General features: G+C 49.6%; 27 protein-coding genes and 1 tRNA gene. 22 read left to right on the top strand and 6 right to left on the bottom strand.

Annotated features, from left to right (window positions below):
* The first annotated feature begins 2 nt into the window (after positions 1–2).
* From flgK to PsAD5_RS18295, 13 genes are all read left to right on the top strand, one after another.
* Complete coding sequence (gene flgK / locus PsAD5_RS18355; RefSeq protein ID WP_063293143.1) at positions 3–1,445, top strand: flagellar hook-associated protein FlgK; 1,443 nt, start codon at positions 3–5, stop codon at positions 1,443–1,445.
* Between the two features lie 2 nt (positions 1,446–1,447).
* The gene (locus PsAD5_RS18350) at positions 1,448–2,533 is read left to right on the top strand and encodes a flagellar hook-associated family protein (RefSeq protein ID WP_063293142.1); all 1,086 of its coding nucleotides are present in this window, start codon (positions 1,448–1,450) and stop codon (positions 2,531–2,533) included.
* 37 nt (positions 2,534–2,570) lie between these two features.
* Positions 2,571–2,918: a flagellar biosynthesis regulator FlaF gene (gene flaF / locus PsAD5_RS18345; RefSeq protein WP_063293141.1), complete on the top strand. Its 348-nt coding sequence runs from the start codon at positions 2,571–2,573 to the stop codon at positions 2,916–2,918.
* A gap of 15 nt (positions 2,919–2,933) precedes the next feature.
* The gene (locus PsAD5_RS18340) at positions 2,934–3,377 is read left to right on the top strand and encodes a flagellar biosynthesis repressor FlbT (protein ID WP_063293140.1); all 444 of its coding nucleotides are present in this window, start codon (positions 2,934–2,936) and stop codon (positions 3,375–3,377) included.
* An 11-nt stretch (positions 3,378–3,388) separates the two neighbouring features.
* Entirely contained in the window at positions 3,389–3,889 is a 501-nt protein-coding gene (gene flgD, locus PsAD5_RS18335) for a flagellar hook assembly protein FlgD (protein WP_208981850.1), read from the top strand.
* A 23-nt stretch (positions 3,890–3,912) separates the two neighbouring features.
* A complete protein-coding gene (fliQ, locus tag PsAD5_RS18330) occupies positions 3,913–4,179 on the top strand; it encodes a flagellar biosynthesis protein FliQ (protein ID WP_063288348.1) in 267 nt (88 codons plus the stop codon).
* A 143-nt stretch (positions 4,180–4,322) separates the two neighbouring features.
* Positions 4,323–6,404 (top strand): flagellar biosynthesis protein FlhA, encoded by a 2,082-nt coding sequence (flhA, locus tag PsAD5_RS18325; RefSeq protein ID WP_063293139.1) that lies wholly within the window; start codon positions 4,323–4,325, stop codon positions 6,402–6,404.
* Entirely contained in the window at positions 6,401–7,156 is a 756-nt protein-coding gene (locus tag PsAD5_RS18320; RefSeq protein ID WP_208986621.1) for a flagellar biosynthetic protein FliR, read from the top strand. Before flhA ends, PsAD5_RS18320 begins: the two co-directional genes overlap by 4 nt.
* Before the next feature lie 4 nt (positions 7,157–7,160).
* A complete protein-coding gene (locus tag PsAD5_RS18315) occupies positions 7,161–7,565 on the top strand; it encodes a hypothetical protein (protein ID WP_063288350.1) in 405 nt (134 codons plus the stop codon).
* 61 nt (positions 7,566–7,626) lie between these two features.
* Positions 7,627–8,121, top strand: coding sequence for a rod-binding protein (locus tag PsAD5_RS18310; RefSeq protein WP_063293138.1), 495 nt, complete (start codon positions 7,627–7,629; stop codon positions 8,119–8,121).
* Positions 8,122–8,574, top strand: a complete 453-nt coding sequence (locus PsAD5_RS18305; RefSeq protein ID WP_063293137.1) for a hypothetical protein — start codon at positions 8,122–8,124, stop codon at positions 8,572–8,574. It begins immediately after the preceding gene.
* 6 nt (positions 8,575–8,580) lie between these two features.
* A complete protein-coding gene (locus PsAD5_RS18300; protein ID WP_063293136.1) occupies positions 8,581–9,072 on the top strand; it encodes a flagellar basal body-associated FliL family protein in 492 nt (163 codons plus the stop codon).
* A 64-nt stretch (positions 9,073–9,136) separates the two neighbouring features.
* Positions 9,137–9,433, top strand: a complete 297-nt coding sequence (locus PsAD5_RS18295) for a hypothetical protein (protein ID WP_208980746.1) — start codon at positions 9,137–9,139, stop codon at positions 9,431–9,433.
* 51 nt (positions 9,434–9,484) lie between these two features.
* On the opposite strand, the gene PsAD5_RS18290 is transcribed toward PsAD5_RS18295, so the two are convergent.
* Both PsAD5_RS18290 and PsAD5_RS18285 read right to left on the bottom strand, forming a co-directional pair.
* Complete coding sequence (locus PsAD5_RS18290) at positions 9,485–10,165, bottom strand: GntR family transcriptional regulator (protein ID WP_063288353.1); 681 nt, start codon at positions 10,163–10,165, stop codon at positions 9,485–9,487.
* A gap of 263 nt (positions 10,166–10,428) precedes the next feature.
* A complete protein-coding gene (locus tag PsAD5_RS18285; RefSeq protein WP_057466042.1) occupies positions 10,429–10,641 on the bottom strand; it encodes a SlyX family protein in 213 nt (70 codons plus the stop codon).
* Positions 10,642–11,093: 452 nt separating this feature from the next.
* Here PsAD5_RS18285 and PsAD5_RS18280 point away from each other — a divergent pair, with 452 nt between their 5' ends.
* From PsAD5_RS18280 to trpB, 8 genes are all read left to right on the top strand, one after another.
* Complete coding sequence (locus PsAD5_RS18280) at positions 11,094–11,537, top strand: MerR family transcriptional regulator (RefSeq protein ID WP_057466043.1); 444 nt, start codon at positions 11,094–11,096, stop codon at positions 11,535–11,537.
* A gap of 585 nt (positions 11,538–12,122) precedes the next feature.
* Entirely contained in the window at positions 12,123–13,712 is a 1,590-nt protein-coding gene (locus tag PsAD5_RS18275; RefSeq protein ID WP_275078134.1) for an ABC transporter substrate-binding protein, read from the top strand.
* Between the two features lie 127 nt (positions 13,713–13,839).
* Positions 13,840–14,850: an ABC transporter permease subunit gene (locus tag PsAD5_RS18270; RefSeq protein ID WP_063288354.1), complete on the top strand. Its 1,011-nt coding sequence runs from the start codon at positions 13,840–13,842 to the stop codon at positions 14,848–14,850.
* Between the two features lie 3 nt (positions 14,851–14,853).
* Positions 14,854–15,753, top strand: coding sequence for an ABC transporter permease subunit (locus PsAD5_RS18265; RefSeq protein ID WP_063288355.1), 900 nt, complete (start codon positions 14,854–14,856; stop codon positions 15,751–15,753).
* A gap of 2 nt (positions 15,754–15,755) precedes the next feature.
* Positions 15,756–16,598: an ABC transporter ATP-binding protein gene (locus tag PsAD5_RS18260; protein ID WP_063293134.1), complete on the top strand. Its 843-nt coding sequence runs from the start codon at positions 15,756–15,758 to the stop codon at positions 16,596–16,598.
* On the top strand, positions 16,598–17,425 hold the full coding sequence (locus tag PsAD5_RS18255) for an ABC transporter ATP-binding protein (protein ID WP_063293133.1): 828 nt from the start codon (positions 16,598–16,600) through the stop codon (positions 17,423–17,425). The genes PsAD5_RS18260 and PsAD5_RS18255 overlap by 1 nt, the downstream gene beginning before the upstream one ends.
* A gap of 424 nt (positions 17,426–17,849) precedes the next feature.
* Positions 17,850–19,433, top strand: a complete 1,584-nt coding sequence (locus tag PsAD5_RS18250) for an ABC transporter substrate-binding protein (protein ID WP_063293132.1) — start codon at positions 17,850–17,852, stop codon at positions 19,431–19,433.
* 702 nt (positions 19,434–20,135) lie between these two features.
* Positions 20,136–21,353, top strand: a complete 1,218-nt coding sequence (gene trpB / locus PsAD5_RS18245; protein WP_063293131.1) for a tryptophan synthase subunit beta — start codon at positions 20,136–20,138, stop codon at positions 21,351–21,353.
* 64 nt (positions 21,354–21,417) lie between these two features.
* Here the strand turns inward: trpB and PsAD5_RS18240 are convergent, their stop codons facing one another.
* From PsAD5_RS18240 to PsAD5_RS18225, 4 genes are all read right to left on the bottom strand, one after another.
* Entirely contained in the window at positions 21,418–21,600 is a 183-nt protein-coding gene (locus tag PsAD5_RS18240; RefSeq protein WP_057466048.1) for a hypothetical protein, read from the bottom strand.
* A gap of 254 nt (positions 21,601–21,854) precedes the next feature.
* A tRNA-Val gene (locus PsAD5_RS18235) sits at positions 21,855–21,930 on the bottom strand.
* Between the two features lie 139 nt (positions 21,931–22,069).
* Complete coding sequence (locus PsAD5_RS18230; protein WP_063293130.1) at positions 22,070–23,344, bottom strand: MFS transporter; 1,275 nt, start codon at positions 23,342–23,344, stop codon at positions 22,070–22,072.
* A 251-nt stretch (positions 23,345–23,595) separates the two neighbouring features.
* Positions 23,596–24,279: an HAD-IA family hydrolase gene (locus PsAD5_RS18225; protein WP_084404417.1), complete on the bottom strand. Its 684-nt coding sequence runs from the start codon at positions 24,277–24,279 to the stop codon at positions 23,596–23,598.
* A gap of 238 nt (positions 24,280–24,517) precedes the next feature.
* Here PsAD5_RS18225 and rpiA point away from each other — a divergent pair, with 238 nt between their 5' ends.
* Positions 24,518–25,207, top strand: a complete 690-nt coding sequence (gene rpiA / locus PsAD5_RS18220) for a ribose-5-phosphate isomerase RpiA (protein ID WP_063293129.1) — start codon at positions 24,518–24,520, stop codon at positions 25,205–25,207.
* Positions 25,208–25,214 lie beyond the last annotated feature (7 nt).

Below are 25,214 nucleotides of genomic sequence, written 5' to 3'. Positions count from 1 at the left end.
ATATGTCTCTTACTTCTGCAATGCTTACAGCGCAATCGTCCATCGCAGCTCGTTCGGCTGAAATGGCGATTGCTTCCCGCAATGTCGCTAATGTCAATAATCCTGGATACTCGCGCCAAGAAGCAGTTGTTCAGAATATTGTAAGCGACACAGGTTCTGTTGTTTATGTTTCTCATGCGTCGCGGATGGTTAATCAGGCGGCATTTAAGGCAACTTTAAAGACTGGAAGCGCAGCTGTCGCATCTGGTTCCTATGCCAATATGCTTAATCAGCTTAACCCTTCAGGGCAGGTGCCTTTCGGTACTACTGTTTCATCTGGAGTTGGGGAGTTGGGTGAAACACTTGTTTCATACAGTAATGATCCAGCTAACCAGGTTCTTGGTCAGTCGGTCATTAACTCCGCAAATGCATTGGTCGATGATTTAAAGCAATCTTCAGAGGCGTTAAAAGAAACTCGTCTAGAAGCTGATGCAGCGATGGGTCGTGCCGTCGACAATATTAATAAGATTTTATCAGACTTAGAGGGTGTAAATTCTAAGATTGTGACGGGTTCTAATGCTGGGCAGGACGTAAATAGTCTCATGGATCAGCGGGATGAAATGCTGCGGGTTCTCTCGGAAGAGATTGGCATTACCGTTCTTGATCAGAATGATAACGGCGTAGCCGTTTACACGGATAGTGGTGTCACTCTTTTTGAAAAGGCTCCACGAGAAGTCTCCTTTGATACTTCGCTTTCACTTGGGTCTGGTGAGGTTGGGAAAAATATTTTAGTCGATGGAATTGCTGTAGCTGGACCAGGTGCAACAATGCCAGTGTCTGGGGGAGCAGTTGCTGGTTATGCAAAAATTCGCGACGATACTCTCGTTACAATGCAAACTCAGCTCGATGAGACTGCTAATGCATTAGTTGATGCTTTTAAGGAAAAAGAACCTACCCCAGGAGTGGGGTCAGGTGACGGATTGTTTACATTTGCAGTGGGGGGCGGAGACCTAATTAGTCGGTTAAAGGTTCATGCTGCCGTAGATCCCGCTCAGGGGGGGGATGTCAAGCTGTTGCGTGATGGTGGTATCAACGGTGCAACGTTTAGACATAATACTAACGATAGTGCAGGGTATTCAGACCTTTTAAGGGGTTATGAAACAGCTTTGAACAAAGAACGCACCTTTGCAACTTCTGCAGGAGTTAATCCAACTTCAACTCTGAAAGACTTCGCAGCTAACACTGTAAGTTGGTTCAGCGCTGAGCGGAAAATGGCGACAGAGACTTCTACGCTTGATGCCTCAGCTTTTAGCTCAAATGCGCAAATGCTTTCCAACAAAACTGGCGTCAATCTTGATACTGAGATGCAGCGCTTATTGACGATCGAGACAGCCTACTCAGCTTCTGCTCGGTTGATGTCGACGGTTGATAATATGTTCAAGGAACTGCTCGGAGCTGTAAGATAGTCATGGTATATTCTGTTTCAACACTTTCAAGTTCGCTTCGCCTCACGGATTATCTTATCGATCATCGTGCCCGGTTGGATAAGGCTGTGATCGAAAATGCTTCAGAAAAGCATGCCGATATCGGCTTGGCGTTAGGCGCACAAACTGGATTAACCACTTCGTTCCGTACAGAACATTCCCAGCTCGTGAGTCAGTTGGATACGAACCATCAATTGGTATCTCGGCTGGATGTTATGCAAACTGGTTTGGATAACATCCATAAAAATGGGTCTGAGTTCCGATCCAATCTGATTGCGCTCAAGCAGAACTCGGAGTCTCTCAAAACAGCCTCTGGTCTTGCTCGAACGGAACTGGGAAAACTATCAAACGCGCTAAACTCTAACGTTGGCGGTGTTTACGTGTTTGGTGGAATTAACACGGGAACGGCACCGCTTCGAGACTTTGAGCATGTATCTGATCCAACCGATCCGTTAGATCCACTGGGTCCTGAAGAGGCAATCAAAGGGGCATTTAACACTCACTTTGGTCTGACGATTGGTTTAGATGCCGATGCTGCAGACATTAAGGATTTGTCTGCAGCGGACTGGGAAGGCTTCTTAGATAGTAGCGATTTTAATGACATTTTCGATGCTAACTGGTCGCCAACGTGGTCCTCTGCGACTGGTCCCGATGAGACAATGACTGCGACAATCGGTAATGGTGTCACGACAAAAGGCTCAGGCTCTGCGAATGAAGATGCATTCAAGCAGATGGCAAAAGGCTATTCGATGATTGCTGTTTTCGGTGGCTTGGATATTCAGAAAGACGCTGAAGTTTTGATAGCTGATCGCGCGATTGATAACTTAAATCAGGCGACGGGTGGAGCAATCGATCTTGAGGCAAATGTGGGTGCAATAAAGGCCAATGTAGAGCGAACGAATACGGATATTGAAGCTAAGAAAGATGTACTCAATCTTCGCATTAATGATTTAGAAAATGTAGATCCTAATCGCGCAGCTGTTGAGTTGAGTATGGCGCAGACGCAGCTTGAAACGACGTACGCGATTACCGCAAAAATCCAAAATCTCAATATTATGAAGTATTTGTAAGAGCGTAAGCAAACAAGAATACTTTTGGGAGCACTGAATGTATCAGATGTCATATGCGGAAACGCTTGAGGACTCTTCTGAAGATAGAAGAGGGCAGGAGCGTGAGTTGTTTGCTCTTGTAATTGCCCAGCTTCATGCCGGAAAAGAGCACGGAAGTAGTTCAAGTGAGGGTGCTCAGGCGTTGACCTCAGTGCATCGACTGTGGAGCATACTCATTGATGATCTTGGAAACTCAGAGAATGCACTTCCTGCTGAATTGCGCGCTGATTTAATTTCGATTGGGATTTGGTGTGTGAAACAAGCAGATCTGATCCGAACTGGTAACTCCGATGATTTTCAAGGGCTTATTGAAATAAACGAACTCGTCAGAGATGGCCTTAGTTAAGTAAGAGGATTTAGAATGCGTTTGCACCTAAAAGCTGGTGAGAAGGTCTTTATTAATGGCGCTGTTCTGTCATTTGAACAGAAAACATCGGTAAAGCTCCTAAATGACGCGAGTTTTCTTCTTGAGGCTTATGTCATGCAGCTCGAAGAAACAACAACACCTCTGCGGCAGTTGTACTTTTTTATTCAAAGCGCGCTGATCGATCCCAAGACGGAGTTAGACAGTCTTCAACGAGCTCTGCTTTTATTGGCATCTATTCGCAAAGCCGTAGAGAATATTGACATTCTTGAGGGCCTTGAAATGGTCGAAGCAAAAATCAACAAACGCCGCTACTTTGATGCACTTCGCACGCTGAAGAAGCTTTTTGAGATCGAGATGGCGATCTGGTCCGAAAAGCAAGAGGATGATCAGCCCGAAACAGTTGTTATGCCGTTTGCGCGTGCAGTTGGCGAGAATTAAAGGACAAAAACATGAGTGTTGATCCAGTATCTTCCGCAAATACTACTCAAAACAATGAACCTGTCTTCAAGCCGCAGGGCAGTGAGCAAGCTTACTTAGATTACAATGCGTTTCTAATGCTGTTCATGGAGTCTCTTAAGAGCCAGGATCCGACAGATCCGTTGGATACTGCTGAGTATATGGGCCAGTTGGCGCAGTTCTCCGCTGTGGAGCAGTCTACTAAAACAAACTCGCATCTGACATCCATGCTTCAGCAGAATTCCATCAATCAAGCCAACAATCTGATCGGTGCGACGGTTGAGGTGCCGAATGCGGATGGTACAGAAACCATGACTGGTAAAATCAAGTCCGTTCAGATCCTTACAGATGGCTCGATTGCAACGTTGGAAGACGGGACAAAAGTAGCTCTGGTGCCTGGTATCCAGATTTCTCGTCCTGCACCTGCTGCGACGACTGACACTGACACGCCTGCTGATACCGACACTCCTGACGAGTCTGATGCTACATCTTAATGGTGAAGTGAGATCATAAAGCAATGAATGAGGCAGATGCACTCGATATTGTGCGTACCGCAATTTGGACTGTGATTACAGCAACTGGTCCCGCCGTTGGTGGGGCCATGTTTGTTGGTTTGATTATCGCTCTGTTTCAAGCGCTCACACAAATTCAGGAAATGACACTTACGTTCATTCCGAAGATTGTTGTGATTTTTATTTTAATTGCCATGACTGGCCCGTATATCGGCTCCCAGATATTCTCGTTGACCGAGATGGTCTACGGACGCATCGAATACGGGTTTTAAACCTGCTTTTTCAGGTTTGCCGCAATAAGCAAGGAGGGGATAGCTCACGTTGATTTCCCTCCAGGCCACCCTCACACAAGCTTCCTTCTCCAATGTTTCGGCCTAAGTAGCGCAGTATGCTTATACCGAATTGAAGGGTGCGAATGTCTCAGACAGTGACGGGAATTGCTGCTCCAAACAGCAAACGTGATATTGGATTTGCAGTCGGAATTATCTTCATTCTGTCTGTGCTATTTCTTCCCATGCCAACGTTTATGATCGATTTCGGCCTTGCAATATCAGTTGCATTATCGGTTTTGATCCTGATGGTTTCGCTCTGGATCCAGCGTCCCTTAGAGTTTTCCTCATTCCCAACCATTTTGTTGATCGCGACCATGCTTCGGCTTGCGCTGAACATTGCGACAACGCGCGTTATTCTGGCAAACGGCCATGAAGGTCCGCTCGCCGCTGGGTATGTGATCAACGGCTTTTCTCAGTTTGTCATGAGCGGTGACTTTGTCATCGGCCTCATCGTCTTTGCGATCCTTGTAACGGTGAACTTTTTGGTGATCACCAAAGGTGCAAGTCGTATCGCGGAAGTTGGTGCACGTTTTACCCTTGATGGTATTCCCGGCAAGCAGATGGCTATTGATGCCGATCTGTCTGCTGGTATGATTGATGACAAGGAAGCGCAGCACAGACGTGCAGAGCTGGAAGAGGAAAGCTCCTTCTTTGGTGCCATGGACGGCGCCTCGAAGTTCGTGCGCGGTGATGCTGTCGCTGGATTGATCATCACCGTTGTGAATATTTTGGGTGGTATCGTTATTGGCGTTACACGCTACAACATGGACTTAGCTGAAGCTGCCGACGTTTTCACGAAACTGTCTGTTGGTGATGGTCTTGTTTCACAGATTCCGGCGCTGATCGTGTCTCTTGCAGCAGGTCTTCTTGTCTCGAAAGGTGGGACCAGAGGGTCAGCTGAGCAAGCTGTAATGGGGCAGCTGGCAGGGTATCCGCGCGCGCTCGCTGTCGCGTCACTCCTGCTATTGTTACTGTCGCTACTTCCAGGCCTCCCATTCCTGCCCTTTGTGGTCCTGGGGGGCATCTTTGGATTTGCTGCCTATATTATTCCCAAAAGGGTGCAAGAGGCTCAAGCCGAACTTGCTAAAGCCGAGCTGCAAAAAGTTGAGATGCAGAAGGAAGTCAAGAAAGAGTCCGTGAAGGACAGTCTTGAACTTTCTGAAATTGAGATGCGTCTTGGCAAGCAGCTCACGGCCCGTCTTTTGGCAGCAAAGCCTGAAATTGGAAACCGCATCAACAAGATGCGTAAGAAGTTTGCTGAGCAATACGGATTTGTGGTTCCGGAGATCAAGGTTACGGATAACCTCAATCTGGAGCCGAAGAGTTACGAGTTCCGTATCCACGGTACGATTGTCGCTTCTGAGAACATCAAAGTTGGTGAACTGATGGTGATCGGTGGCAATCGGGAGCTGCCAGCTCTTCCGGGAACCGAAACCCGCGAACCTGCGTTTGGTATGCAGGCTATGTGGATCCCGACCGCTTTTGAGCATGAAGTAAAACGTCAAGGTTATACGACCGTAGATAACCTTTCAGTTGTGCTGACACATCTGTCTGAAGTGATCAGAAACAACCTGTCACAGCTTCTCTCCTATAAGGATATGCGCAAGCTGTTAGATCGCCTTGATCCGGCTTACACACGCCTGATCGATGATATCTGCCCGCAACATATCTCATACTCTGGCTTGCAGGCCGTGCTTAAGCTGCTGCTTGCAGAGCGTATCTCCATTCGAAATCTGTCATTGATCATGGAAGCGATTGCGGAGATCGCACCTCATGCACGCAGACCTGAGCAAATTGCTGATCACGTGCGCATTCGCATGGCGACACAAATTTGTGGTGATATTGCCGGAGATGGGAGCCTCAAAGTGCTCCGTCTGGGGAACCGCTGGGACCTTGCATTCCATCAGGCACTTCGCCGCGACGCAAATGGTGAAGTCATTGAGTTCGATATGGAGCCTTCGCAGGTTGAAGAATTCGCAAAAGACAGCGCTGAAGTTATTCGCGAGCATATCTCTTCAGGTCAGCGATTTGCTGTCGTCGTTGCTCCGGAAGCACGTCAGTACGTGCGCATGATCACTGAACGTATGTTCCCCGCACTGCCAATTCTCTCTCATATGGAAGTGGCCCGCGGCGTTGATATCGAGGCATTGGGATCAATTTCGTGACCTTGGAAAATGCTCCTGAGGCAATCCTAAGTGTCTTCGTGGTCTTTTGCCGCGTCGGAGCATGCCTCATGGCCATGCCGGGTTTTTCGTCGCCACGTGTGATGATCCGTGTTCGCTTGTTTATAGCAATATCTGCAACCCTGGCGATCTCTCCTCTCATATTGGAGGTGGTTGAGCCGATCATCTCAGCTGCGCCTTTGGATGAGTTGCTGCGCATCATTTTTGTTGAACTGTTGATCGGACTGTTGATCGCAGCATTCGGACGAGCCTTCTTCGGAATGCTTCAGATGATGATTGGCGCGGCTGCAAACGCATCCAGCTTCAACCAGCCTGTCACTATTGTCGAAGAATTTCAGCAGCTACCACCATTGGCATCTCTGGTTACGCTCACCGCAACTGCCATGTTGTTTATCACTGGGGCACATGCTGATGTCTTTGTTGGACTTGCCGAGAGCTATCGGACAATTCCGGTGGGGGGAGAATTTGTTCCCGCAGCGGCGTTAGATCAGTTCTCAACCAAGCTGATGCAGGGTCTGTTGCTGGCATTACGCATCACAAGTCCGTTTTTGATCTATGGCGTTGTAATTAACCTGACTCTGGGCCTCACCAACAGACTCATGCCTCAGATGCCAGTCTACTTTGTAGCGCTGCCTGTTGTTATGATGGGAGGACTTTTCATCCTCTGGCAGATCATAACTGAGCTGTTGCGCCTGTTCTATGCTGGGCTCGGCGATTGGTTGGTATTGCAGTAAAGCCATGGATAAAGCACGCATCACACGCCTCCGGCGCATTTTGAAGGTTCAGGAACAAAAAGAGCAGATGATCAAGTACGACATCGCGGTTCTTGATAGCGAAATTCAACGATGCGACGAAGAGAGCGAGGAGTTGGTTAGCCACTGGGGACGTCATGAAGGGGAGTTGCGTGAAGTGATGAACCGGGCAATCTCCAGGCGTCTGGAGACCAACAACAGAAATAAGTCTTTGAAGGAAAAGCACAAGGGCGAGTTGCTCGGAAAGTTGCTTGATCAGAAGAGGCAGACCTCCATGACTGAAAAGCATCATGGCAAAGCTCTGGTGTCTTATCACCGGACCGAAGAGAAAAAGCAGCTTCAGGAAATCGCCGAGCTACAGGCAGCGCCTAAGAAGGTCAGGCCCAGATAAGTCTGAGAAATTAGGGTCTTTCCAATTATATATGCCCTTCTTTTGACTAGTGGGAGTGCTCATGGCCATTCAGCCTGTCAGCGATCTTGTTCTGGACGTAATAAATCAAGCAGACCCTTTTGAGGTCAGAGCTGCCACGCGCTCTCTTAAGGCTCCCGCCGTCGTTTCAAAGGATTTGCCCGTCTCTGAGCCATCATGGGCTTCAAGCAGCTTCTCCAGATTTATGGCGGAAGCTGACAATGCCTCCGGCACGGCTCAGGCAAGAGGGCAAGAGGGCGTTGAGAGTTTGAAGTCAATGGCCAACCGCTACTCCAAGAAGCTTGAGACAGCTGATCTCGGTGAGAAGCTGGAAAGTGCTGTCTTGCAGACCTTCGTGAAATCCATGCTGCCAAAGGAGACTGAAAACGTCTATGGCGGCGGGACAGCAGGCACCATGTGGAAAGGCTTGATGGCGGAGCAGCTAGCAAACCAACTCGCCAAAACAGGTTCTCTTGGTCTGGCAGAAATGCTCCTGCCAGATACCATTCGTCCAACTCTCCCAAAGCAAGAGGCATAAATGTCTGAGATGATCGACAGTGAGCACAAGGAACTGGTTTTACATGACGAAAAACCAGTGGTTCAGGATACTGGGCAGCTTGATGACACCGACGCTTACATCTTGCCGGAAGACTACATTGCTCTTTCAAAAAGTATCGGACGTGTAGACAAGCTGCTGTCGACTGAAAATGAAGCTCTTATCGGCAAAGGTGACATTGATCTGGAAGAGAGCGCCTATCTCAAAGGCCGCGCGATGCTTGATCTTGATATGGCGGGCAAAGCAGTTGGCCCTGAAAACTTGCCAAGCGAGATCGTTGTCCGGCTTCAGGAACTTCAGGAAAAGCTTGCAGTTAATATGAAGCTGCTGTCGACCCAGCTTAATGCTGTCAAAGAAGTATCTGGTCTCCTGTCGCAAGTGATGAAGGATCATGACTCTGATGGCACCTATGAATCTCTGGTTGGAAGCTGGTAAAAACGTATGTTGAAAGTTCTCGTAACCGGAGTTTGGATCTGTCTCGTCACCGTCGGTGCAGCCTACTTTACAGCTCTGTACAAGACCGACTTTGATCCGATGCTGCAAAAGAATGCGCATTTGGAAGGACTGGATTATCAAAGCACACCGACCATCAACGTTCCAGTACTCGAAGATGGCAAGATCCACGGTTATATTGTGGCGCAGTTTGTGTTTACGGTTGATAGCGAACTGCTTGCAAAGCTGGCGGTTCCACCTCATGCGTTCATCGTCGATGAAGCTTTCCGTATCATTTACAGCAAGGCTGACAAAGAGTTCGCCCAGCTGAAAAAATCTGACCTGAAGGAGTTGACTGACGAGGTCCGTGACCGCGTCAACGAACGCTTCGCGACAGATATCGTGCAGGACGTCCTCATTCAGGACTTTACATTCCATGTACCTGCGAGTTTGAAGGACAACATTGTTGAAAATGCTGCCAAACAGGCAGCGGCTTCATAATGTATCGACGACGATGATTATCTAGATGAATTGCCAGTATAAAATTTTACACCGAGCCGTTGGAGTGGTCGACGTACAGGACGAGGGGCGTGATATCAGAGCCAACGCTGTGGTCGTCATGCGCCCTGGAGCTGCCCCTCCCTCCTACGAGATCCTTTACGCTCCTATTAAGCTCTCTCAGATGTCTGCGGGGATGGTTACAGGAATGACACCTCACGGTGAGGTGCGTTTGCGGCTCTCAGGCATTTACGGTGCAAAGCGACCGGTAATTCAAACAGATCAACCCTATTTGGTTCTGCTCGGGGCAAGCGGGCGTAACGCCCGGATTGATACCTTTAAAATGCCAAAAACTGAGCAATAAAAAAGCGGAGCACAGGCTCCGCTTTTTGCTTATTGATTGAGATCTCTGAACCTAGGCGTTGTCGCCAGTCTTTTCAGCTTGCTTGACTGCAAAGTTGGTCAGATGGTCCATCATCTCGACAGCTGCCGCTTCTGCCTTCTCTGCATCGTTGTTTGCCAAAGCTTCAGCAAGCTTATGGTGGCGAATAGCAGAATCTTCGAGCTTTTCAGCACCGCGGAAAGCACTCCAGGCCCGGCGGCTCATAGTCTGCAGCGGAGCCACAGCGCGAGCTGTAAACGGGTTCCGGGAGACGGCACAGAGCACTTCATCAAAAACCTTATCCGCGCGCAGATAGCCCTTCACATCGCCTGCACGGGCCTGCGCAAGGATTTCTTCAGCACACTGGTGCAGAGCTTCGCGCTCTTCTGCAGTCGCACGCTTAACAGCGGAAGCGACGAGAAGCTGCTCCAAAGGCTTTCTGGTTTCCAGAACCAGAACGTACTCGGAAGTCTCAATCTCAGAAACAAACAGGCCTTTGCGTGGGCGAATAACAATCAGCCCTTCGGTTGAAAGGCGTTTGATGGCCTCGCGCACTGGAGTTCGGCCGATGCCGGTCCGTTCGCAAAGGTCACCTTCAGTCAGCGCCATGCCAGGCGCAAGGTCAAGGTTGACGATCAGCTCTTCAATCAGACGATAAGCTTTATCGGCAAGGCTCTCCTTTTTATGGGTCGCCAGTATCTGCTCAATAGCCATTGGGTTTCTTTCTCATCCAGGCTTTTTTGTTCTCAGGTGCTGTTCAAAAAAGGACAGCAGTGGCAGCCCTTATAGGCGGCGGAACAGAAAATTGTATTGTTCACTCTCGTAACGTTGAGTGATCCACGAAAAAAGGGCCTGCGTTCAAGCACAGCAGACCTGTCATCTCTTAATATCAGGTTTCCCCTTACCTGAGTATACCTATCTTTGCTGATGTTCAGCAGGAAAATAGTTTCCTCTTAGTATAGGAAAAGCCTGTTTGCTCAGTAATGTGGAGGTTTCTGGTTCGCAGGTGTTTGTTCAACCAGATCCTGAATATCAAGCAGGTGGTCCTTCATCTGTCCCATTGCTGAGACGAGTCGGTCAAGAACCTGTGCCTGATTGGAGACCACATCATTGAGTGTTTCGATCGTTTCGTTCTGGTGTGCGATATGCATTTCCAGTTCGTCGACCCGTTCCTCAAGACTCTTACTCATAACTTATCCTAGAGCGTATCTCCTTGAAGAGCCAGTCGGTTCGCAAAAGAGGATACGCATACAAATAACTGAAATGACCTAAGCCAAAGGCAAGTTGCTTCAGTAGGCGTCGTAGGGGCAGGGGTCTTCCAAAACCTCAAACTTGTCAAGTCTGGGGAATGCGGCAGCGCAATAAAAATTCAAAAACACGCAGGATACGGATGTTCTATGGCATCTCTTGTGGGTTTATCCCGTTCTTTTTTATAAGGCGCTATCGATATCTCGCAATATTACCTATCTGGCTAATTGCAATTTGTGTTGATTTCTGATGGTTATCCTATAGGTAAAGATTAGGAAGAAAACGAGAAGCCGTAAACGCAATGACAATTTGGTGATATAGTGTCGCCGTTATGGTAATGCTTTACGGCGACGTTAGGTAACGTCAATCAAGTTCTTCGATGTTAGGGGGATGCATGTCTGAGAGAAGAGAAGAAACGCTGAACCCTCTCGCGGAAGCGGAAAAAGAAACGGGTCACGCCGATCAGGAACTTTTTGGAATTGGCGATCTGGCTGAAGAGTTCGAGATTTCTACCCGATCCATCCGGTTTTATGAGAGTAAAGGTCTGATCTCACCTCAGCGCGTCAATGGTGTGCGTATCTATAATCGCAAAGACAGAGCGCGCCTGGCGTTGATCCTGCGCGGTAAAGCGATTGGTTCCTCTCTCTCCGAGATCAAACACTTCCTGGACCTTTATGGTCAGCACGGGGAAGGGCACCGCCAGCAGCTTGAATACCTTGGTTCTAGAACCGGGGAAGTGCTGAAGGAGCTAAGCGCGAGAAAAGAAGCGCTGGAAGTCACAATCTCCGAAATCCAGTCCATACATGACGAATGTATGGCTAAGCTTTCAGAAGAATAAAAACACTCCAAAACCAGCTGGATAACAGGCTTGTGTGACACGCAATACGCGTATCTGCAGGCCTGAACTCGTATAAGCTCCTGATAGTATTGTGTAAAAACTGTTTAAATAATCAAGTTCGAATCTAAAGTATAATTACGACACCGCAAATATGTGGTAAGAATACCTATGTAATTTCAGGTAAGTAAGAAGGAATAAAACAACCTGAGGATGCAGTTCTAGGTAGTCGTACCGATTAGACAGTGCTTCTGAAATTTTTAATTATTTCCGAAGTCAGAAACGAAACTTAATGTTCTAAAATCGACCATCGAAGAATTAATCGCATATGATTGTGCGATGTCGTTGATTTGGTTTGAGCTATGAGTGGGTAATCTCGTCGCGGAATTACGTGCAAGCCGAAATCGAAAAACCTGAAGAATGTATCTCGCGGAGAAACCGCGTCATGCATCTTTATGTGGAGAAGACGGCCTTCCATCCTTCCGTTGCCGGAATAGTCTCTCAAAGCCAAAATCCCTGAATAAACTGCAGCAATAAGCAGTGTTGAAGAACAACTGGAACAAGCAATAAAACGGAATGAGAATACCAATGTCCTTGAAAAAAAGCCTCTTGCTTGGTGGTAGCCTGTTCGCAGCAGCAGTTGTGGCTGGCCCTGTAATGGCAAAAACTCTCGTGTACTGTTCTGAAGGATCTCCGGAAGGCTTTACACCGTCTCTGTACACCGCAGGCACCACATTTGATGCAAGCTCGCGTCAGATCTACAACAAGCTGGTGGAGTTCAAGCCTGGCACAACCGAAGTTGCTCCGGCACTGGCTGAAAGCTGGGAAGTTTCTGAGGATGGCAAGGAATACACCTTCCACCTTCGCAAGGGTGTAAAATTCCACGACACAAAGTGGTTCACACCAACCCGAGATTTCAATGCCGATGACGTGATCTTCTCATTCGACCGTCAGGGCAACAAAGAAAACCCATATCATAACGTGTCTGGCGGTACCTACGAGTACTTTAACGCCATGGACATGCCTGACCTGATCGACAGCATTGAAAAGATTGACGACTACACCGTCAAATTCAAGCTGACCCGTCCAGAAGCACCAATGATTGCGAACCTGGCAATGGACTTCGCGTCCATCCAGTCTGCTGAATACGCAGACGCAATGGTGAACAGCAAGGACACCTTTGATCAGAAGCCAGTTGGTACCGGTCCTTTCCAGCTCGTTGGCTACCAGAAAGACGCTCTGATCCGCTATAAAGCAAACCCTGATTACTGGAATGGCAAAGCGCCACTCGACAATCTGGTCTTTGCAATCACACCAGATGCATCTGTGCGCTATCAAAAGCTTGCTGCAGGTGAATGTCAGGTGATGGCATATCCAAACCCGGCTGACCTGGATGCAATGTCCAAAGATCCAAACGTCACCCTTCTGCAGCAGGAAGGTCTGAATGTTGGCTACATGGCCTACAACACCCAGCAGGCACCGTTTGATAATCCAAAAGTGCGTAAAGCGCTGAACATGGCTATCAACAAGCAGGCTATTCTGGACGCAGTATTCCAGGGCGTCGGTCAGATCGCGAAAAACCCGATCCCGCCGACAATGTGGTCCTACAACAACGAAATCGTTGATGACCCATATGATCCGGCAGCAGCAAAAGCGGCTTTGGAAGCGGAAGGCGTCAAAGATCTGACAATGAAGATCTGGGCGATGCCTGTACAGCGTCCATACAACCCGAATGCACGTCGTATGGCTGAAGTCCTTCAGGCAGACTTCGCGAAAATCGGTGTTAAAGTCGAGATCGTCAGCTACGAGTGGGGTGAGTACCTTAAGCGTTCTTCTGACATCAATCGTGACGGCGCAGTTCTGCTGGGTTGGACTGGTGACAATGGTGACCCGGACAACTTCCTTGCAGTGCTAATGTCTTGCGATGCAGTGGGCGGTTCCAACCGTGCGCAGTGGTGTAATGATGAATTTAATGATCTTGTTGTACAAGCCAAACAGGTATCTGACGTAGATGAACGCACAAGACTTTATGAGGAAGCTCAGGTAGTATTCAAACGTGAGGCGCCTTGGGCAACTATTGCGCACTCTCTTGTCTCTGAGCCGATCAGTGTTCGTGTTGAAAACTACAAGATTGATCCGTTTGGTGGCCATTACTTCTATGGCGTAGATCTGAAGTAGAAATAATTTTCCGCTGGACAATTTGTATCCCGGCGATGTATTCGCCGGGATACTTTTTTGGAAAAGTCTTCCATACCGCAAGTGGTGGCTTGCGGATAAACAATCCTCTGATTGGTGTGACTGAAGTATGCTTCGTCTCATATTAAAAAAACTGGGTTTGCTCATCCCGACCTTTATCGGGGTTACTCTGACCTCGTTCTTCTTCATTCGCCTGCTGCCAGGCGATCCAATTCTGCTTTTGGCTGGCGAACGCGGTGTGAGCCCTGAGCGCTATCAAGAACTTATGGTGCAGTTCGGCTACAATGAACCGATCTGGCAACAGTATTTCACTTACTTGGGCAATTTGGTTCAAGGCGATCTTGGCGTATCTATTGTCACAAAACAGCCTGTTCTTCAGGAGTTTATGACGCTCTTCCCGGCAACGGTTGAGCTTGGCCTCTGTGCAATTCTGTTTGCAATCGTCGTCGGGCTTCCTGCTGGTATTATCGCAGCTGTAAAGCGCGGTAAGGCACTGGACCACACTGTTATGACAACAGCGTTGGCCGGTTATTCCATGCCAATCTTCTGGTGGGGCCTGCTGCTGATCATCTTCTTCTCCGGCATTTTGGGGTGGACACCTGTTTCAGGTCGTATCTCTCTGTTGTACTGGATTGAGCCTGTTACAGGCTTCATGTTGATCGACACATTGCTCTCAGATGAGCCTGGTGCATTCATCTCGGCTGTAAGTCATCTGATTCTCCCAACCGTCGTTCTGGGCACTATTCCACTGGCAGTTATTGCGCGTCAGACGCGCTCTGCCATGTTGGAAGTTCTGGATGAAGATTATGTGCGTACTGCACGTGCAAAGGGTCTCTCCAACTTCCGTGTGGTCGGCATTCACGCTCTGCGGAATGCGCTTATTCCGGTCATCACCATTATTGGTTTGCAGATCGGCGTGCTGTTTGGTGGTGCTATCCTGACAGAGAGCATCTTCTCCTGGCCGGGAATCGGCAAGTGGATGGTTGATAGTATTTTCCGTCGTGACTACCCGGTTGTGCAGGGCGGTCTTTTGATGATTGCTGCAATCGTCATGATCGTGAACCTGATTGTGGACCTGATGTACGGTCTGGTTAATCCGAAAATTCGGCATACGGAGTAAATCATGGCTGACGTGACACAAAATTCCGGACCGGATACCCGGTTTGAACTTATCGTCAATTTCTGGAGACATTTCCGCACCAACAAAGGGGCTGTTGCGGGTCTGATCTTCTTCCTGACGCTTGTTGTGATTGCTGTGGGAGCAGCTTTTATTGCACCTCATTCACCAATCGAACAGTACCGCGATGCGCTGCTCCTGCCACCAGCATGGCAGGAAGGTGGAAGCTGGTCTTACGTTCTTGGCACAGATGCTGTGGGTCGTGACCTGCTGTCTCGCCTGATTTACGGCAGCCAGTTCTCGCTCTTCATTGGTGTGGTGGTTGTATCTGTTGCGCTTGTTGTTGGTGTGTGTCTCGGTCTGGTGGCCGGTACGTTTGGTGGTTGGGTTGATACCATCATCATGCGTATCATGGACATCATCCTGGCATTCCCGTCCTTGCTGCTGGCCTTGGTGCTTGTTGCTATTCTCGGCCCATCGCTCCTCAACGCGATGATCGCGATCGCGATCGTGCAGCAGCCATACTATGTGCGTCTCACCCGAGCATCAGTGATGTCCGAAATGAGCCGTGAGTATGTGATGGCCGCGCGTGTTTCCGGTGTTGGTACTCTGCGTCTGATGTTCGTGACTGTGCTGCCAAACTGTATGGCTCCACTCATCGTGCAGGCAGCGCTTTCCTTCTCCACCGCGATCCTTGATGCAGCGGCTCTGGGCTTCCTCGGTATGGGTGCTCAGCCACCTCAGCCGGAATGGGGCACAATGCTTGCTGAATCTCGCGAGTTCATCCTGCGTGCGCCATGGGTTGTAACTTTCCCGGGTATTGCGATTTTAACCACAGTGCTGGCAATCAACTTGATCGGTGATGGCCTGCGTGACGCTCTCGATCCTAAACTGAAGAGGAGCTGACGATGGCCCTTCTTGAAATTGAAAACCTAACGGTTGAATTCGACACGGTTGATGGACGTTTCCGGGCTCTGGATGGCGTGAGCTATTCCGTTGACGCAGGTGAAGTTCTTGCTGTTGTGGGTGAAAGTGGATCTGGTAAATCTGTAGCCATGTTGGCTGTTATGGGCCTGCTGGCCAACAACGGTCATCTGTGGGCGGACAAGCTGGAGTTTGAAGGCTATGACCTTCTGACCATGTCTGCAAAAAAGCGCCGCGAGATCATTGGTAAAGACATTTCCATGATCTTCCAGGAGCCAATTGCAAGCTTGAACCCATGCTTCACTGTGGGCGCTCAGATTGATGAGACCCTCAAAGAGCACACCACGATGAGCCGCGGTGAACGCAAAACACGTGCGATCGAGCTGCTCGACTCCGTCGGGATGCCTGAATCTGCGAAGGCGCTGAAAAAGTACCCGCACCAGATGTCTGGTGGTCAGTGTCAGCGTGTGATGATTGCCATGGCAATTGCGTGTAAGCCAAAGCTGCTGATCGCTGATGAGCCAACAACTGCGCTCGACGTGACCATTCAGAAGCAGATCCTTGATCTGCTCCTTGATCTGCAGAAAGAAAGCGGCATGGGCCTGATCATGATCACTCATGACATGGCAGTGGTTGCTGAAACGGCTGACCGTGTGGTGGTTCAGTACAAAGGCAAGAAGATGGAAGAGTCAGATGTTCTCTCACTCTTTGAAAGCCCGAAGAACCCGTACACCAAGGCTCTGCTTTCCGCGCTTCCTGAAAACGCAACAGGTGATCGTTTGCCAACGGTCTCTGATTTTCACCTCGGCGATGAAGGAGCTGCATAATGGCTGACGATATCATCCTCGAAGCGCGCAATCTGGTTCGCGAATATCGCACCAAAGAAGGTATCTTCGGAAAAGAGCATGTTAACCGTGCTCTGAAGGGCATCAGCTTTAGTCTGGAACGCGGCAAAACGCTTGCAGTGGTGGGGGAATCCGGCTGCGGTAAGTCTACACTGGCGCGTATCCTGACCTTGATCGATCCGGCAACGAAAGGGGAGCTTCTCATTGAGGGCAACCCGATCGACATCTCAAAGGAAAAGCTGTCCAAGGACATGCGCTCCAAGGTGCAGATCGTGTTCCAGAACCCGTATGGGTCTTTGAACCCGCGCCAGCGTGTTGGTGACGTTCTTACCGAACCTTTGATGATCAACACCACCATGTCTCCAGCCGAGCGCCGCGACAAGGCGATGGAAATGCTGGTCAAGGTTGGTCTTGGTCCTGAGCATTTCAACCGCTATCCGCACATGTTCTCTGGTGGTCAGCGTCAGCGTATTGCGATTGGTCGTGCACTGGTTCTCAACCCGTCACTCCTCATTCTTGATGAACCTGTTTCAGCGTTGGATCTGTCCGTTCAGGCTCAGATCCTGAACTTGCTGGCTGATTTGCAGGATGAGTTCAACCTGACTTACCTGTTCATTTCCCACGATTTGTCTGTGGTGCGCTACATCGCGGACAAGGTCATGGTGATGTATTATGGTGAAGTGGTGGAATACGGCACGCGCGACGAAGTGTTTGGAAATCCTCAGCATGAGTATACCCAGACACTGTTCAACGCGACGCCTCAGGCAGACGTCGCTCACATCAAAGCGCGGCTTGCTGCTTCTCACTAAGCTGATTGTGTAGTTTGAAAAATAAAAGGGCGGTTCCCATCGGGGAGCCGCCCTTTGTCATTTCATTAACGATTTTCCCAATTCAGTGCAATGTTGAAACAATTTCTTTGAAAAATGCGCAATTAAGAGGAGATTTTACCGAGAATTACGTATAAGGTACTCCCGTTTGCAGCTGTTGCATATGGGGTGTGCTGGGGAGGACACGATGCAGCGGAGGAGGGCTTATTTTGTGCTCTATCCGCGCTATTTCTTCCTGAAATCATTCTGAACATGGCTTCTTCTTTGAGGAGAGGTTCGTAGGCTTGAGGTGAGCCTGCGGTGTGGCGCTGCAAAATCCTATGAGAAGAACTGCATCAAGCAGCTTCGATAAATGATCAAAGGCCTTGGCTTTTGCATTCACTTTAGGTGATTGGGGACACGAGAAATGAAAAAATCAATTCTTATGGGCAGTGTGTTGGCTGCAACAATGGCGTTTGCTGCACCAAGCATGGCCAAAACACTGGTATACTGCTCAGAAGGTTCTCCTGAGGGCTTCACACCAGCGCTCTACACAGCAGGCACAACATTTGATGCGTCTTCTAAAAACATATTTAATAGGCTGGTTGAATTCGAGCGTGGCACGACAAAGACTGTTCCAGGACTAGCTGAAAGCTGGGATGTGTCTGAAGATGGTACGGAATACACCTTCAAATTGCGCAAGGGTGTAAAATTCCATACCACCAAAAACTTTACTCCAACGCGTGATTTCAACGCCGATGACGTAATCTTCTCCTTCGACCGTCAGGGCAACAAAGAAAACCCATACTTCAGCGTTTCCGGCGGTAACTACGAATACTTCAACGCAATGTCCATGCCTGATCTCATCAAAGAGATCGTGAAGGTAGACGACTACACCGTGAAGTTCGTTCTGACCCGTCCAGAAGCGCCAATGATCGCAAACCTTGCGATGGATTTTGCTTCCATTCACTCTGCTGAATACGCAGAGAAGATGATGGACAATCAGGATGCCTTCGATCAGAACCCTGTTGGCACCGGCCCATTCCAGCTGGTTGGCTACCAGAAAGATGCGTTGATCCGCTATAAAGCAAACCCGGATTACTGGGCTGGCAAAGCACCGCTTGACAATCTGGTATTTGCGATCACTCCAGACGCATCCGTTCGCTATCAGAAGCTGAAAGCTGGCGAATGTCATGTAATGCCTTATCCAAACCCAGCTGACATTGCAGCAATGAAGGATGATCCATCGATCAACCTCATGCAGCAGGAAGGCCTGAACGTTGGATATCTGGCATACAACACTAAGCAGGCGCCTTACGACAATCCAAAGGTGCGTAAAGCGCTGAACATGGCTGTCAACAAACAGGCAATTCTGGATGCAGTGTTCCAGGGTGCTGGTAAAGTCGCTTCCAACCCAATCCCGCCGACCATCTGGTCTTACAATGCAGACCTTCAGGATGATAAGTATGATCCGGTTGCTGCAAAAGCTGCTCTGGAAGCAGAAGGCGTCAAAGATCTGAAGATGAAGATCTGGGCGATGCCTGTTCAGCGTCCATACAACCCGAACGCACGTCGTATGGCTGAAGTTATTCAGGGCGACTTCGCGAAGGCTGGTGTTGACGTTGAGATCGTTTCCTACGAGTGGGGTGAGTACCTGAAGCGCTCTAAAGAGCTGGACCGTGACGGTGCTGTTCTACTGGGCTGGACTGGTGACAATGGTGACCCGGACAACTTCCTCGCAGTTCTTCTCGGCTGTGACGGCGTTGGTGGTTCCAACCGCGCTCAGTGGTGCAACGCTGAGTTTGAAGACCTGATCCAGAAAGCGAAAGTAACTGCAGACGTTGCTGAGCGTACCAAGCTTTATGAGCAGGCACAGGTGGTCTTCAAGCGTGAAGCTCCATGGGCGACCATCGCTCACTCTGTTGTATCTAAGCCAGTCTCAGTTAACGTAAAAGACTTCAAGATTGACCCATTCGGAGGTCACATCTTCTACGGCGTTGACCTCAAGTAATTCAGAGTTCTCTCTGGAATACGAAAAGCCCCGGCCATGTGCTGGGGCTTTTTTGTTTTGTATGCGGGTGTGTAAAAACTTATCCCCCTGGCTCAAAACCATGCCCATACTAAACGCATGCCTACGTAACGGGCTGCTGGCGGAGCGACCGTCAGTGTGTCGTAGGCTGGGTTGGGCTGTTGGAAGACGTAACGCACCTTTCAGTGGTCCGGTGAACCGAACTTCAAACGTGACCGCATGGTTTGAGGGGAAGGGCCCAGGACTATAGGGTATCACGCGGTGATGGATGCAAATGTACCGGTGGGAAATCCACTTTTGCTGACGTGTCTGTCAAAGACGGAGGAACTGTCTGAGCAGGGAAACCTGACTGGATAAGCCACTGTCTTTTCAGGAAACTGACTATCGTACCTTATAGGCAAAAGAGGCGATGTTGTTCATTATAAGAAAGCCCGGGCAAGGCGTGTAGCCAATGCCGAAGAAACTAACTTAGCAAACAGCGCAGGTATTGCCTGCCGCCTTGATCATCCCGATTATCGGGAATTCTGTTCCAACACTGCATGGAAGGCCATGCGGTGCTTTAAGTGCTTGTTTATCTGCCAATAAATCAGTGACTAGTTCCAATTACCAGATGGATTGCCCCGCACGGCTTAAAGTAGCATCAGTCCCATACATATAGATAATGGGCTGGGAGAGCGTGAGCTGATGGACAATTATTTAAAAGAGTTCCCGAACAAAGAAGGCTACTTCGGTGAGTATGGCGGTGCATTTCTGCCGCCTGAGCTGGTGCCTCAGTTCGAAGAGATCGCGAAAGCCTACGAAAAGATCTCTGGCGATGCATCCTACATCAATGAGCTGCGCTACATCCGCAAGCACTTTCAGGGCCGCCCAACCCCCATCTCGCATGCACGCAATCTGTCCAACCGGATTGGCTCAGGCGCGAACATTTACTTAAAGCGGGAAGACCTGAACCACTCTGGCGCCCACAAGCTCAACCACTGCATGGCAGAGGCACTTCTGGCAAAGCACATGGGCAAGAAGAAGCTCATTGCAGAAACCGGGGCAGGTCAGCACGGTGTGGCCTTAGCAACAGCTGCAGCTTACTTTGAGCTAGATTGCGAAATTCACATGGGTGAAGTGGACATCGAGAAAGAGCATCCAAATGTCATCCGCATGCAGTTATTGGGCGCAAAGCTCGTACCGGTTGGTTTCGGCGGGCGCACACTGAAAGAGGCGGTGGACTCCGCGTTCACATCTTATCTGGAGCAGGCTGATGAAGCTCTGTTCGCAATTGGCTCTGTGGTCGGACCGCACCCATTCCCGCGTATGGTACGCGACTTCCAGCAGGTCGTGGGTATTGAGGCCCGTGAGCAGTTCACTGAGATGACCGGAAATCTGCCAGACCATGCTGTGGCATGTGTTGGTGGCGGCTCAAACGCAATGGGCCTCTTCTCTGGCTTCATTCAGGATAAATCAGTCAAGCTGCACGGTGTCGAGCCAATGGGCAAAGGGCCTGAGCTTGGGCAGCACGCAGCAACCATGACATTCGGCAAGCCGGGCATGCTCCATGGCTTCAAGTGCCGTGTTCTGGAAGATGAAGCAGGCAACCCCGCGCCAGTGCATTCAATTGCCTCTGGTTTGGACTATCCAGGTGTCGGACCTGAGCACTCCTACCTGCATGATATCGGTAAGGTGCACTACAGCTCAGCGACCGATGATGAGACTTTGCAAGCCTTCTGGGCACTCTCGCGTTATGAGGGGATCATTCCTGCACTGGAAAGCTCTCACGCAGTCGCATATGCGATGAAGCTCGCCAAGGAGTGTCCGGGAGAGACAATCCTCGTCAATCTGTCGGGGCGTGGTGATAAGGATCTGGATTATGTCGCCGACAACTTCGGTACAGGCGAAGATCTGAAAATATAAGAAGGATAGAGAGGGGGGGGGGGGGGCTTCGGCTCCCTTTCTTAATAAGGATCGAATGACTTAATTAGGCATTCCGATTTCGGATCGCGACAAAAGAAGTGTAAGAAACGCCGCCTGCGCCCGAGATAAAGGCTGCAACATCACGTGCCGGGCCGCCATACATCACGGTTTGGAAAACAACCACGAAAAAGAACAGCATCACAGACGCTGCAAAAGTCTTGCCGATAAACAAAAATATCCGGTTCATAGACGTGGTCCTGATCTTTAAAACTGCCCAAATTTCAGAAGCCCATCTTAGAAAAACTGTTTCAGACTTTCAAAGAATTTCTGCTTCAAAACAAAGAGTTGTGATGTGCACCACGAAAACGCCAAGGCACAACATGTTTCCAAACCCTCTGGGGCAATATGGGGAGGCAAAATGTATGTACAAGGAAAACAACGGAAGAAAATAAAAAAGCCTCCGCGAATAATCGGGAGACTGAAAGCCTTCATAAGAAGGAATGGTGGGCGATGAGAGACTCGAACTCCCGACATCTTCGGTGTAAACGAAGCGCTCTACCAACTGAGCTAATCGCCCCCGTAGGGTGGTACGCCGTGTGGCGTGAGGAGGTGTTTAGGGCCTTTGACGGGTTCTCGCAAGCCCCTGAAGAAACTTTTCCCAAAAGAATTCCAAATATATCGCTGGAGGCGGCCCCGTTGACACCATAGGCTTTGTATTACTTATATTTTTCAGAGGGTTGAGCTTGGTGATAACTTGCATAAGGCATGTTGCTCACACTTAGGAGTTGTTTACGTGTCGAACGACGAACAAAGAACAGCTTCGCCACATAAAGCCGATACGCAGTGAACAGAGCAAGTGAACCGCTAAGACCAATCAAAATGAGATCAGGCGTCTTGGAACCAAGTACTGGTGCAAGGATACTGATGAGTGTTGGACCTGCAACACTGCCCGCAGCCCAGATGAAAAGCAGATAGGTCGACAACGCAACACTGCTCTCCGGTTTCCGTTCAAATGCGTGTGCCACGCAGATGGATTGCAGCGGGAAGGAGAGACCTCCAAGAACAACCAGCACCAGACCCAGCATGCTCAGCAGATGATAATTACGCAGGAAGCCAGAGTTCCAGCCAGTGAACGGATCAGCAATCAGGAAGGTAACCATGATGACGGTGATCAGTGCAGAAGAACCAAGAATGAGCCATCTGCGATCCATGCGGTCAGCAAGAGAGCCAAACGGCCATTGGAACATCAGGCGGCCAATATAGATCATCGCAATCATAAGAGCTGTGGTGCTGCCTCCAACCCCGGCCTTGGACAGGGAGTAGGGCACAATCGTCAAAAGACTGGTGACGATAGCACCGGAAGCAAAAGCACCCAGCACAGCCACAGGAGACTGAGCCCAAATCTCTTTGAACTTAATGCGCTTGGCTTTGTATGTGCGTGGTGGCACAGAGCGGGTCATGCAGAGCAATACAACAGCTGCAAGCAGTACAGCGCTGAGCAGTTCCAGCATTTGCAAAGGAACCTCGGTGAATTTGGCAACGAAAATCTGTGAGAGAATGGCCATTGCACCAATCACAATGGAGTTCACAGATAAAATACGCCCACGAACTTCGTCTTTGATAGACTCATTCAGCCATGCATCAGCTGTGGCAAACAAAACCGCAAATGCCGCCCCCATGAAGAACCGGAGTACAGTCCAGAAAATGATGCTCTCTGTGTTCTTGAAAAGCAAAACGAGAAGAGCTGTCAAACCAGCAGCACCAGCAAAGGCTCTGATGTGTCCGATCCGGTTGATCATGCGCACACCACGCATACACCCAACCATAAAACCAAGAGAGTAAGCCCCTGCCACAAGGCCAGCTTGAGAGGCAGAGCCGCCAATGCTGGCGATCTGAAGCGGCAAGCTTGTTAGCAAAGCAGAGCTCGCCAGTTGCGCAAGCGCACTAGCCAGAATGATCGCAAACAGCGAAACGAGTGAAGCTTTAACCATGCAGCCATTGACCTGCACCTGATGTGGCGCAGTGTTCCCGTGTTGATGTTCATTTACTGGAAAACAGAGCTTTCCGATTGACTGAATGTTTCGCAGGGGAATGTGACTGCATTGAGCGAAAAATCGAACCAAGCAGTGATTTATTGATGGGATTTACGTGGGGGAATTGAGACGGATTTGCGGCTGTAAACAAAACTGCCGCCCACTGAACAAACAGGGGCGGCAGAGTATCTTGTATCTATATCAGAGAGTTAGGTCGGTGCGTTCTCAGCACTCAACTCTTTGACTGCCGCTTCCAGCTGATTGTAGTGAGAAATCACCACATCAGGCCCCAGTTCGCGGACAGGAATGTCTGTGTAACCGAAATCCACGGCGATCACGGGCAGGCCAGCGTTACGTGCAGCGCTGATGTCAGCCTTGGAATCGCCAATGAAAATGGAGCCTGCGCGGGAGCCACCGGCAATGTCGATTGCACCAAAGACTGGCATCGCATCCGGCTTGTTCTTAGAGAAGGTGTCTCCGCCCACAACAGCGTCAAACAGGTGTTCCATGTCCATGGCACGAACCAGCGGTTTAGCCAGTTTTTCCAGTTTGTTTGTGCAGATAGCTGTTTTCCAGCCAACAGCTCTCAGCCGCGCAACTGTTTCCAGCGCCTGCGGAAAAGCATGGGTCTTATCTGCAATATGAGTCTCGTAGTAGCGAATAAACTTAGCAAGCAATGGTTCCAGAACTTCATCTGTCACTTCAATCTTGCTCGCCTCGAGCCCACGGCTCATCAGCACTTTCACGCCAGCGCCGACCATTTTCCTGACCCGTTCAGGCTCAATGGCTTCAAACCCGGCTTCTACCAAAACATGATTCATCGACGCTGTGAGGTCTCCCATGGTCTCCAGGAGAGTACCGTCTAGGTCGAAAACCAGAACTGGTGTTGTCATACTTAAGCTCGTTTCTGTTGAGAAAATCCGCGCCACACTACCGAAATTCACCGTGAAGTCAATTTGCGAGGAAAACCTATAGTGTGTTGGGTGGATTGCTGCTTGGCGGGACACACACCTCATGGTAATCAGCAGGAGTTATGTCACAGTAGACCCAAGCGCAATAACTAGGCAGAATTGTTCTTGTCTGTGAACGTTTCCGAACAAGCTTTGGGTCCGGGGAAGAGAAATTAGTCAGATGGCAATGAGTTTGAAGGCGCAGGCCGCAGCTGCAGCACTCAAGGAAGTTAAGCCCGGCATGAAGCTGGGGATAGGTTCTGGATCAACAGTCAATGAACTGATCCGCCTTCTGGCAGAGATGGTGAAGGATGGCTTTGAGATCATCGGCGTGCCAGCCTCATCTTATTCCCAAGCTCTTTGCGATGAGCTTGGAGTGCCGTTGACCACACTGGATGAAACGCCAGTGTTGGATCTGGTTATTGATGGGGCGGACGAAATTGATCCGCAGTTGAACCTTATCAAAGGCGGCGGCGCAGCGCTGCTTCGCGAAAAAATAATTGCGGCGGCTTCCGGAAGCATGCTTGTGATTGCTGATGAGAGCAAAATTGTTGATACCCTCGGAAAGTTTCCGCTTCCCGTGGAGGTTGTTCCGTTCGGGCTTGAGGCCACTCGCCAGATGATGCAAAACAGCCTGGACGCTGAGGGGCTGCAAGGTGAGATGATCCTGCGTATGGCAGGGGAAAAGCCACTTGTAACCGATAACGGCAACTACATTCTTGATTGTCACCTACAGGCAATCAGCAATCCGAAGTCACTGGCAAAACGCCTGGAGGTTATTCCAGGTGTCGTTGAGCACGGGTTGTTTATTGATATGGCAGTACGGGCCTATGTTGCCGGTACTGATGAAATTCGTGTCTTGGAACCTTAAGCTGTCC

It is taken from the genome of Pseudovibrio sp. Ad5 (assembly GCF_001623095.1).
Lineage (GTDB): Bacteria > Pseudomonadota > Alphaproteobacteria > Rhizobiales > Stappiaceae > Pseudovibrio.
The sequence above is the reverse complement of the archived record's forward strand: the minus strand, read 5'-3'. Positions and strand labels throughout refer to the sequence as shown.

Excerpts from the sequence above, each read along its gene's own strand:
- PsAD5_RS18230 (WP_063293130.1), bottom strand. The coding sequence starts at position 23,344 with ATGGTTAAAGCTTCACTCGTTTCGCTGTTTGCGATCATTCTGGCTAGT.
- flaF (WP_063293141.1), top strand. The coding sequence starts at position 2,571 with ATGTATCAGATGTCATATGCGGAAACGCTTGAGGACTCTTCTGAAGAT.
- flhA (WP_063293139.1), top strand. The coding sequence starts at position 4,323 with ATGTCTCAGACAGTGACGGGAATTGCTGCTCCAAACAGCAAACGTGAT.
- trpB (WP_063293131.1), top strand. The coding sequence starts at position 20,136 with ATGGACAATTATTTAAAAGAGTTCCCGAACAAAGAAGGCTACTTCGGT.
- PsAD5_RS18300 (WP_063293136.1), top strand. The coding sequence starts at position 8,581 with ATGTTGAAAGTTCTCGTAACCGGAGTTTGGATCTGTCTCGTCACCGTC.
- PsAD5_RS18265 (WP_063288355.1), top strand. The coding sequence starts at position 14,854 with ATGGCTGACGTGACACAAAATTCCGGACCGGATACCCGGTTTGAACTT.
- PsAD5_RS18280 (WP_057466043.1), top strand. The coding sequence starts at position 11,094 with ATGTCTGAGAGAAGAGAAGAAACGCTGAACCCTCTCGCGGAAGCGGAA.
- PsAD5_RS18225 (WP_084404417.1), bottom strand. The coding sequence starts at position 24,279 with ATGACAACACCAGTTCTGGTTTTCGACCTAGACGGTACTCTCCTGGAG.
- PsAD5_RS18305 (WP_063293137.1), top strand. The coding sequence starts at position 8,122 with ATGTCTGAGATGATCGACAGTGAGCACAAGGAACTGGTTTTACATGAC.
- PsAD5_RS18250 (WP_063293132.1), top strand. The coding sequence starts at position 17,850 with ATGAAAAAATCAATTCTTATGGGCAGTGTGTTGGCTGCAACAATGGCG.
- PsAD5_RS18270 (WP_063288354.1), top strand. The coding sequence starts at position 13,840 with ATGCTTCGTCTCATATTAAAAAAACTGGGTTTGCTCATCCCGACCTTT.
- PsAD5_RS18350 (WP_063293142.1), top strand. The coding sequence starts at position 1,448 with ATGGTATATTCTGTTTCAACACTTTCAAGTTCGCTTCGCCTCACGGAT.
- PsAD5_RS18255 (WP_063293133.1), top strand. The coding sequence starts at position 16,598 with ATGGCTGACGATATCATCCTCGAAGCGCGCAATCTGGTTCGCGAATAT.
- PsAD5_RS18240 (WP_057466048.1), bottom strand. The coding sequence starts at position 21,600 with ATGAACCGGATATTTTTGTTTATCGGCAAGACTTTTGCAGCGTCTGTG.
- PsAD5_RS18310 (WP_063293138.1), top strand. The coding sequence starts at position 7,627 with ATGGCCATTCAGCCTGTCAGCGATCTTGTTCTGGACGTAATAAATCAA.
- PsAD5_RS18290 (WP_063288353.1), bottom strand. The coding sequence starts at position 10,165 with ATGGCTATTGAGCAGATACTGGCGACCCATAAAAAGGAGAGCCTTGCC.
- PsAD5_RS18340 (WP_063293140.1), top strand. The coding sequence starts at position 2,934 with ATGCGTTTGCACCTAAAAGCTGGTGAGAAGGTCTTTATTAATGGCGCT.
- PsAD5_RS18315 (WP_063288350.1), top strand. The coding sequence starts at position 7,161 with ATGGATAAAGCACGCATCACACGCCTCCGGCGCATTTTGAAGGTTCAG.
- rpiA (WP_063293129.1), top strand. The coding sequence starts at position 24,518 with ATGGCAATGAGTTTGAAGGCGCAGGCCGCAGCTGCAGCACTCAAGGAA.
- fliQ (WP_063288348.1), top strand. The coding sequence starts at position 3,913 with ATGAATGAGGCAGATGCACTCGATATTGTGCGTACCGCAATTTGGACT.
- PsAD5_RS18260 (WP_063293134.1), top strand. The coding sequence starts at position 15,756 with ATGGCCCTTCTTGAAATTGAAAACCTAACGGTTGAATTCGACACGGTT.
- flgD (WP_208981850.1), top strand. The coding sequence starts at position 3,389 with ATGAGTGTTGATCCAGTATCTTCCGCAAATACTACTCAAAACAATGAA.
- flgK (WP_063293143.1), top strand. The coding sequence starts at position 3 with ATGTCTCTTACTTCTGCAATGCTTACAGCGCAATCGTCCATCGCAGCT.
- PsAD5_RS18285 (WP_057466042.1), bottom strand. The coding sequence starts at position 10,641 with ATGAGTAAGAGTCTTGAGGAACGGGTCGACGAACTGGAAATGCATATC.
- PsAD5_RS18275 (WP_275078134.1), top strand. The coding sequence starts at position 12,123 with ATGTCCTTGAAAAAAAGCCTCTTGCTTGGTGGTAGCCTGTTCGCAGCA.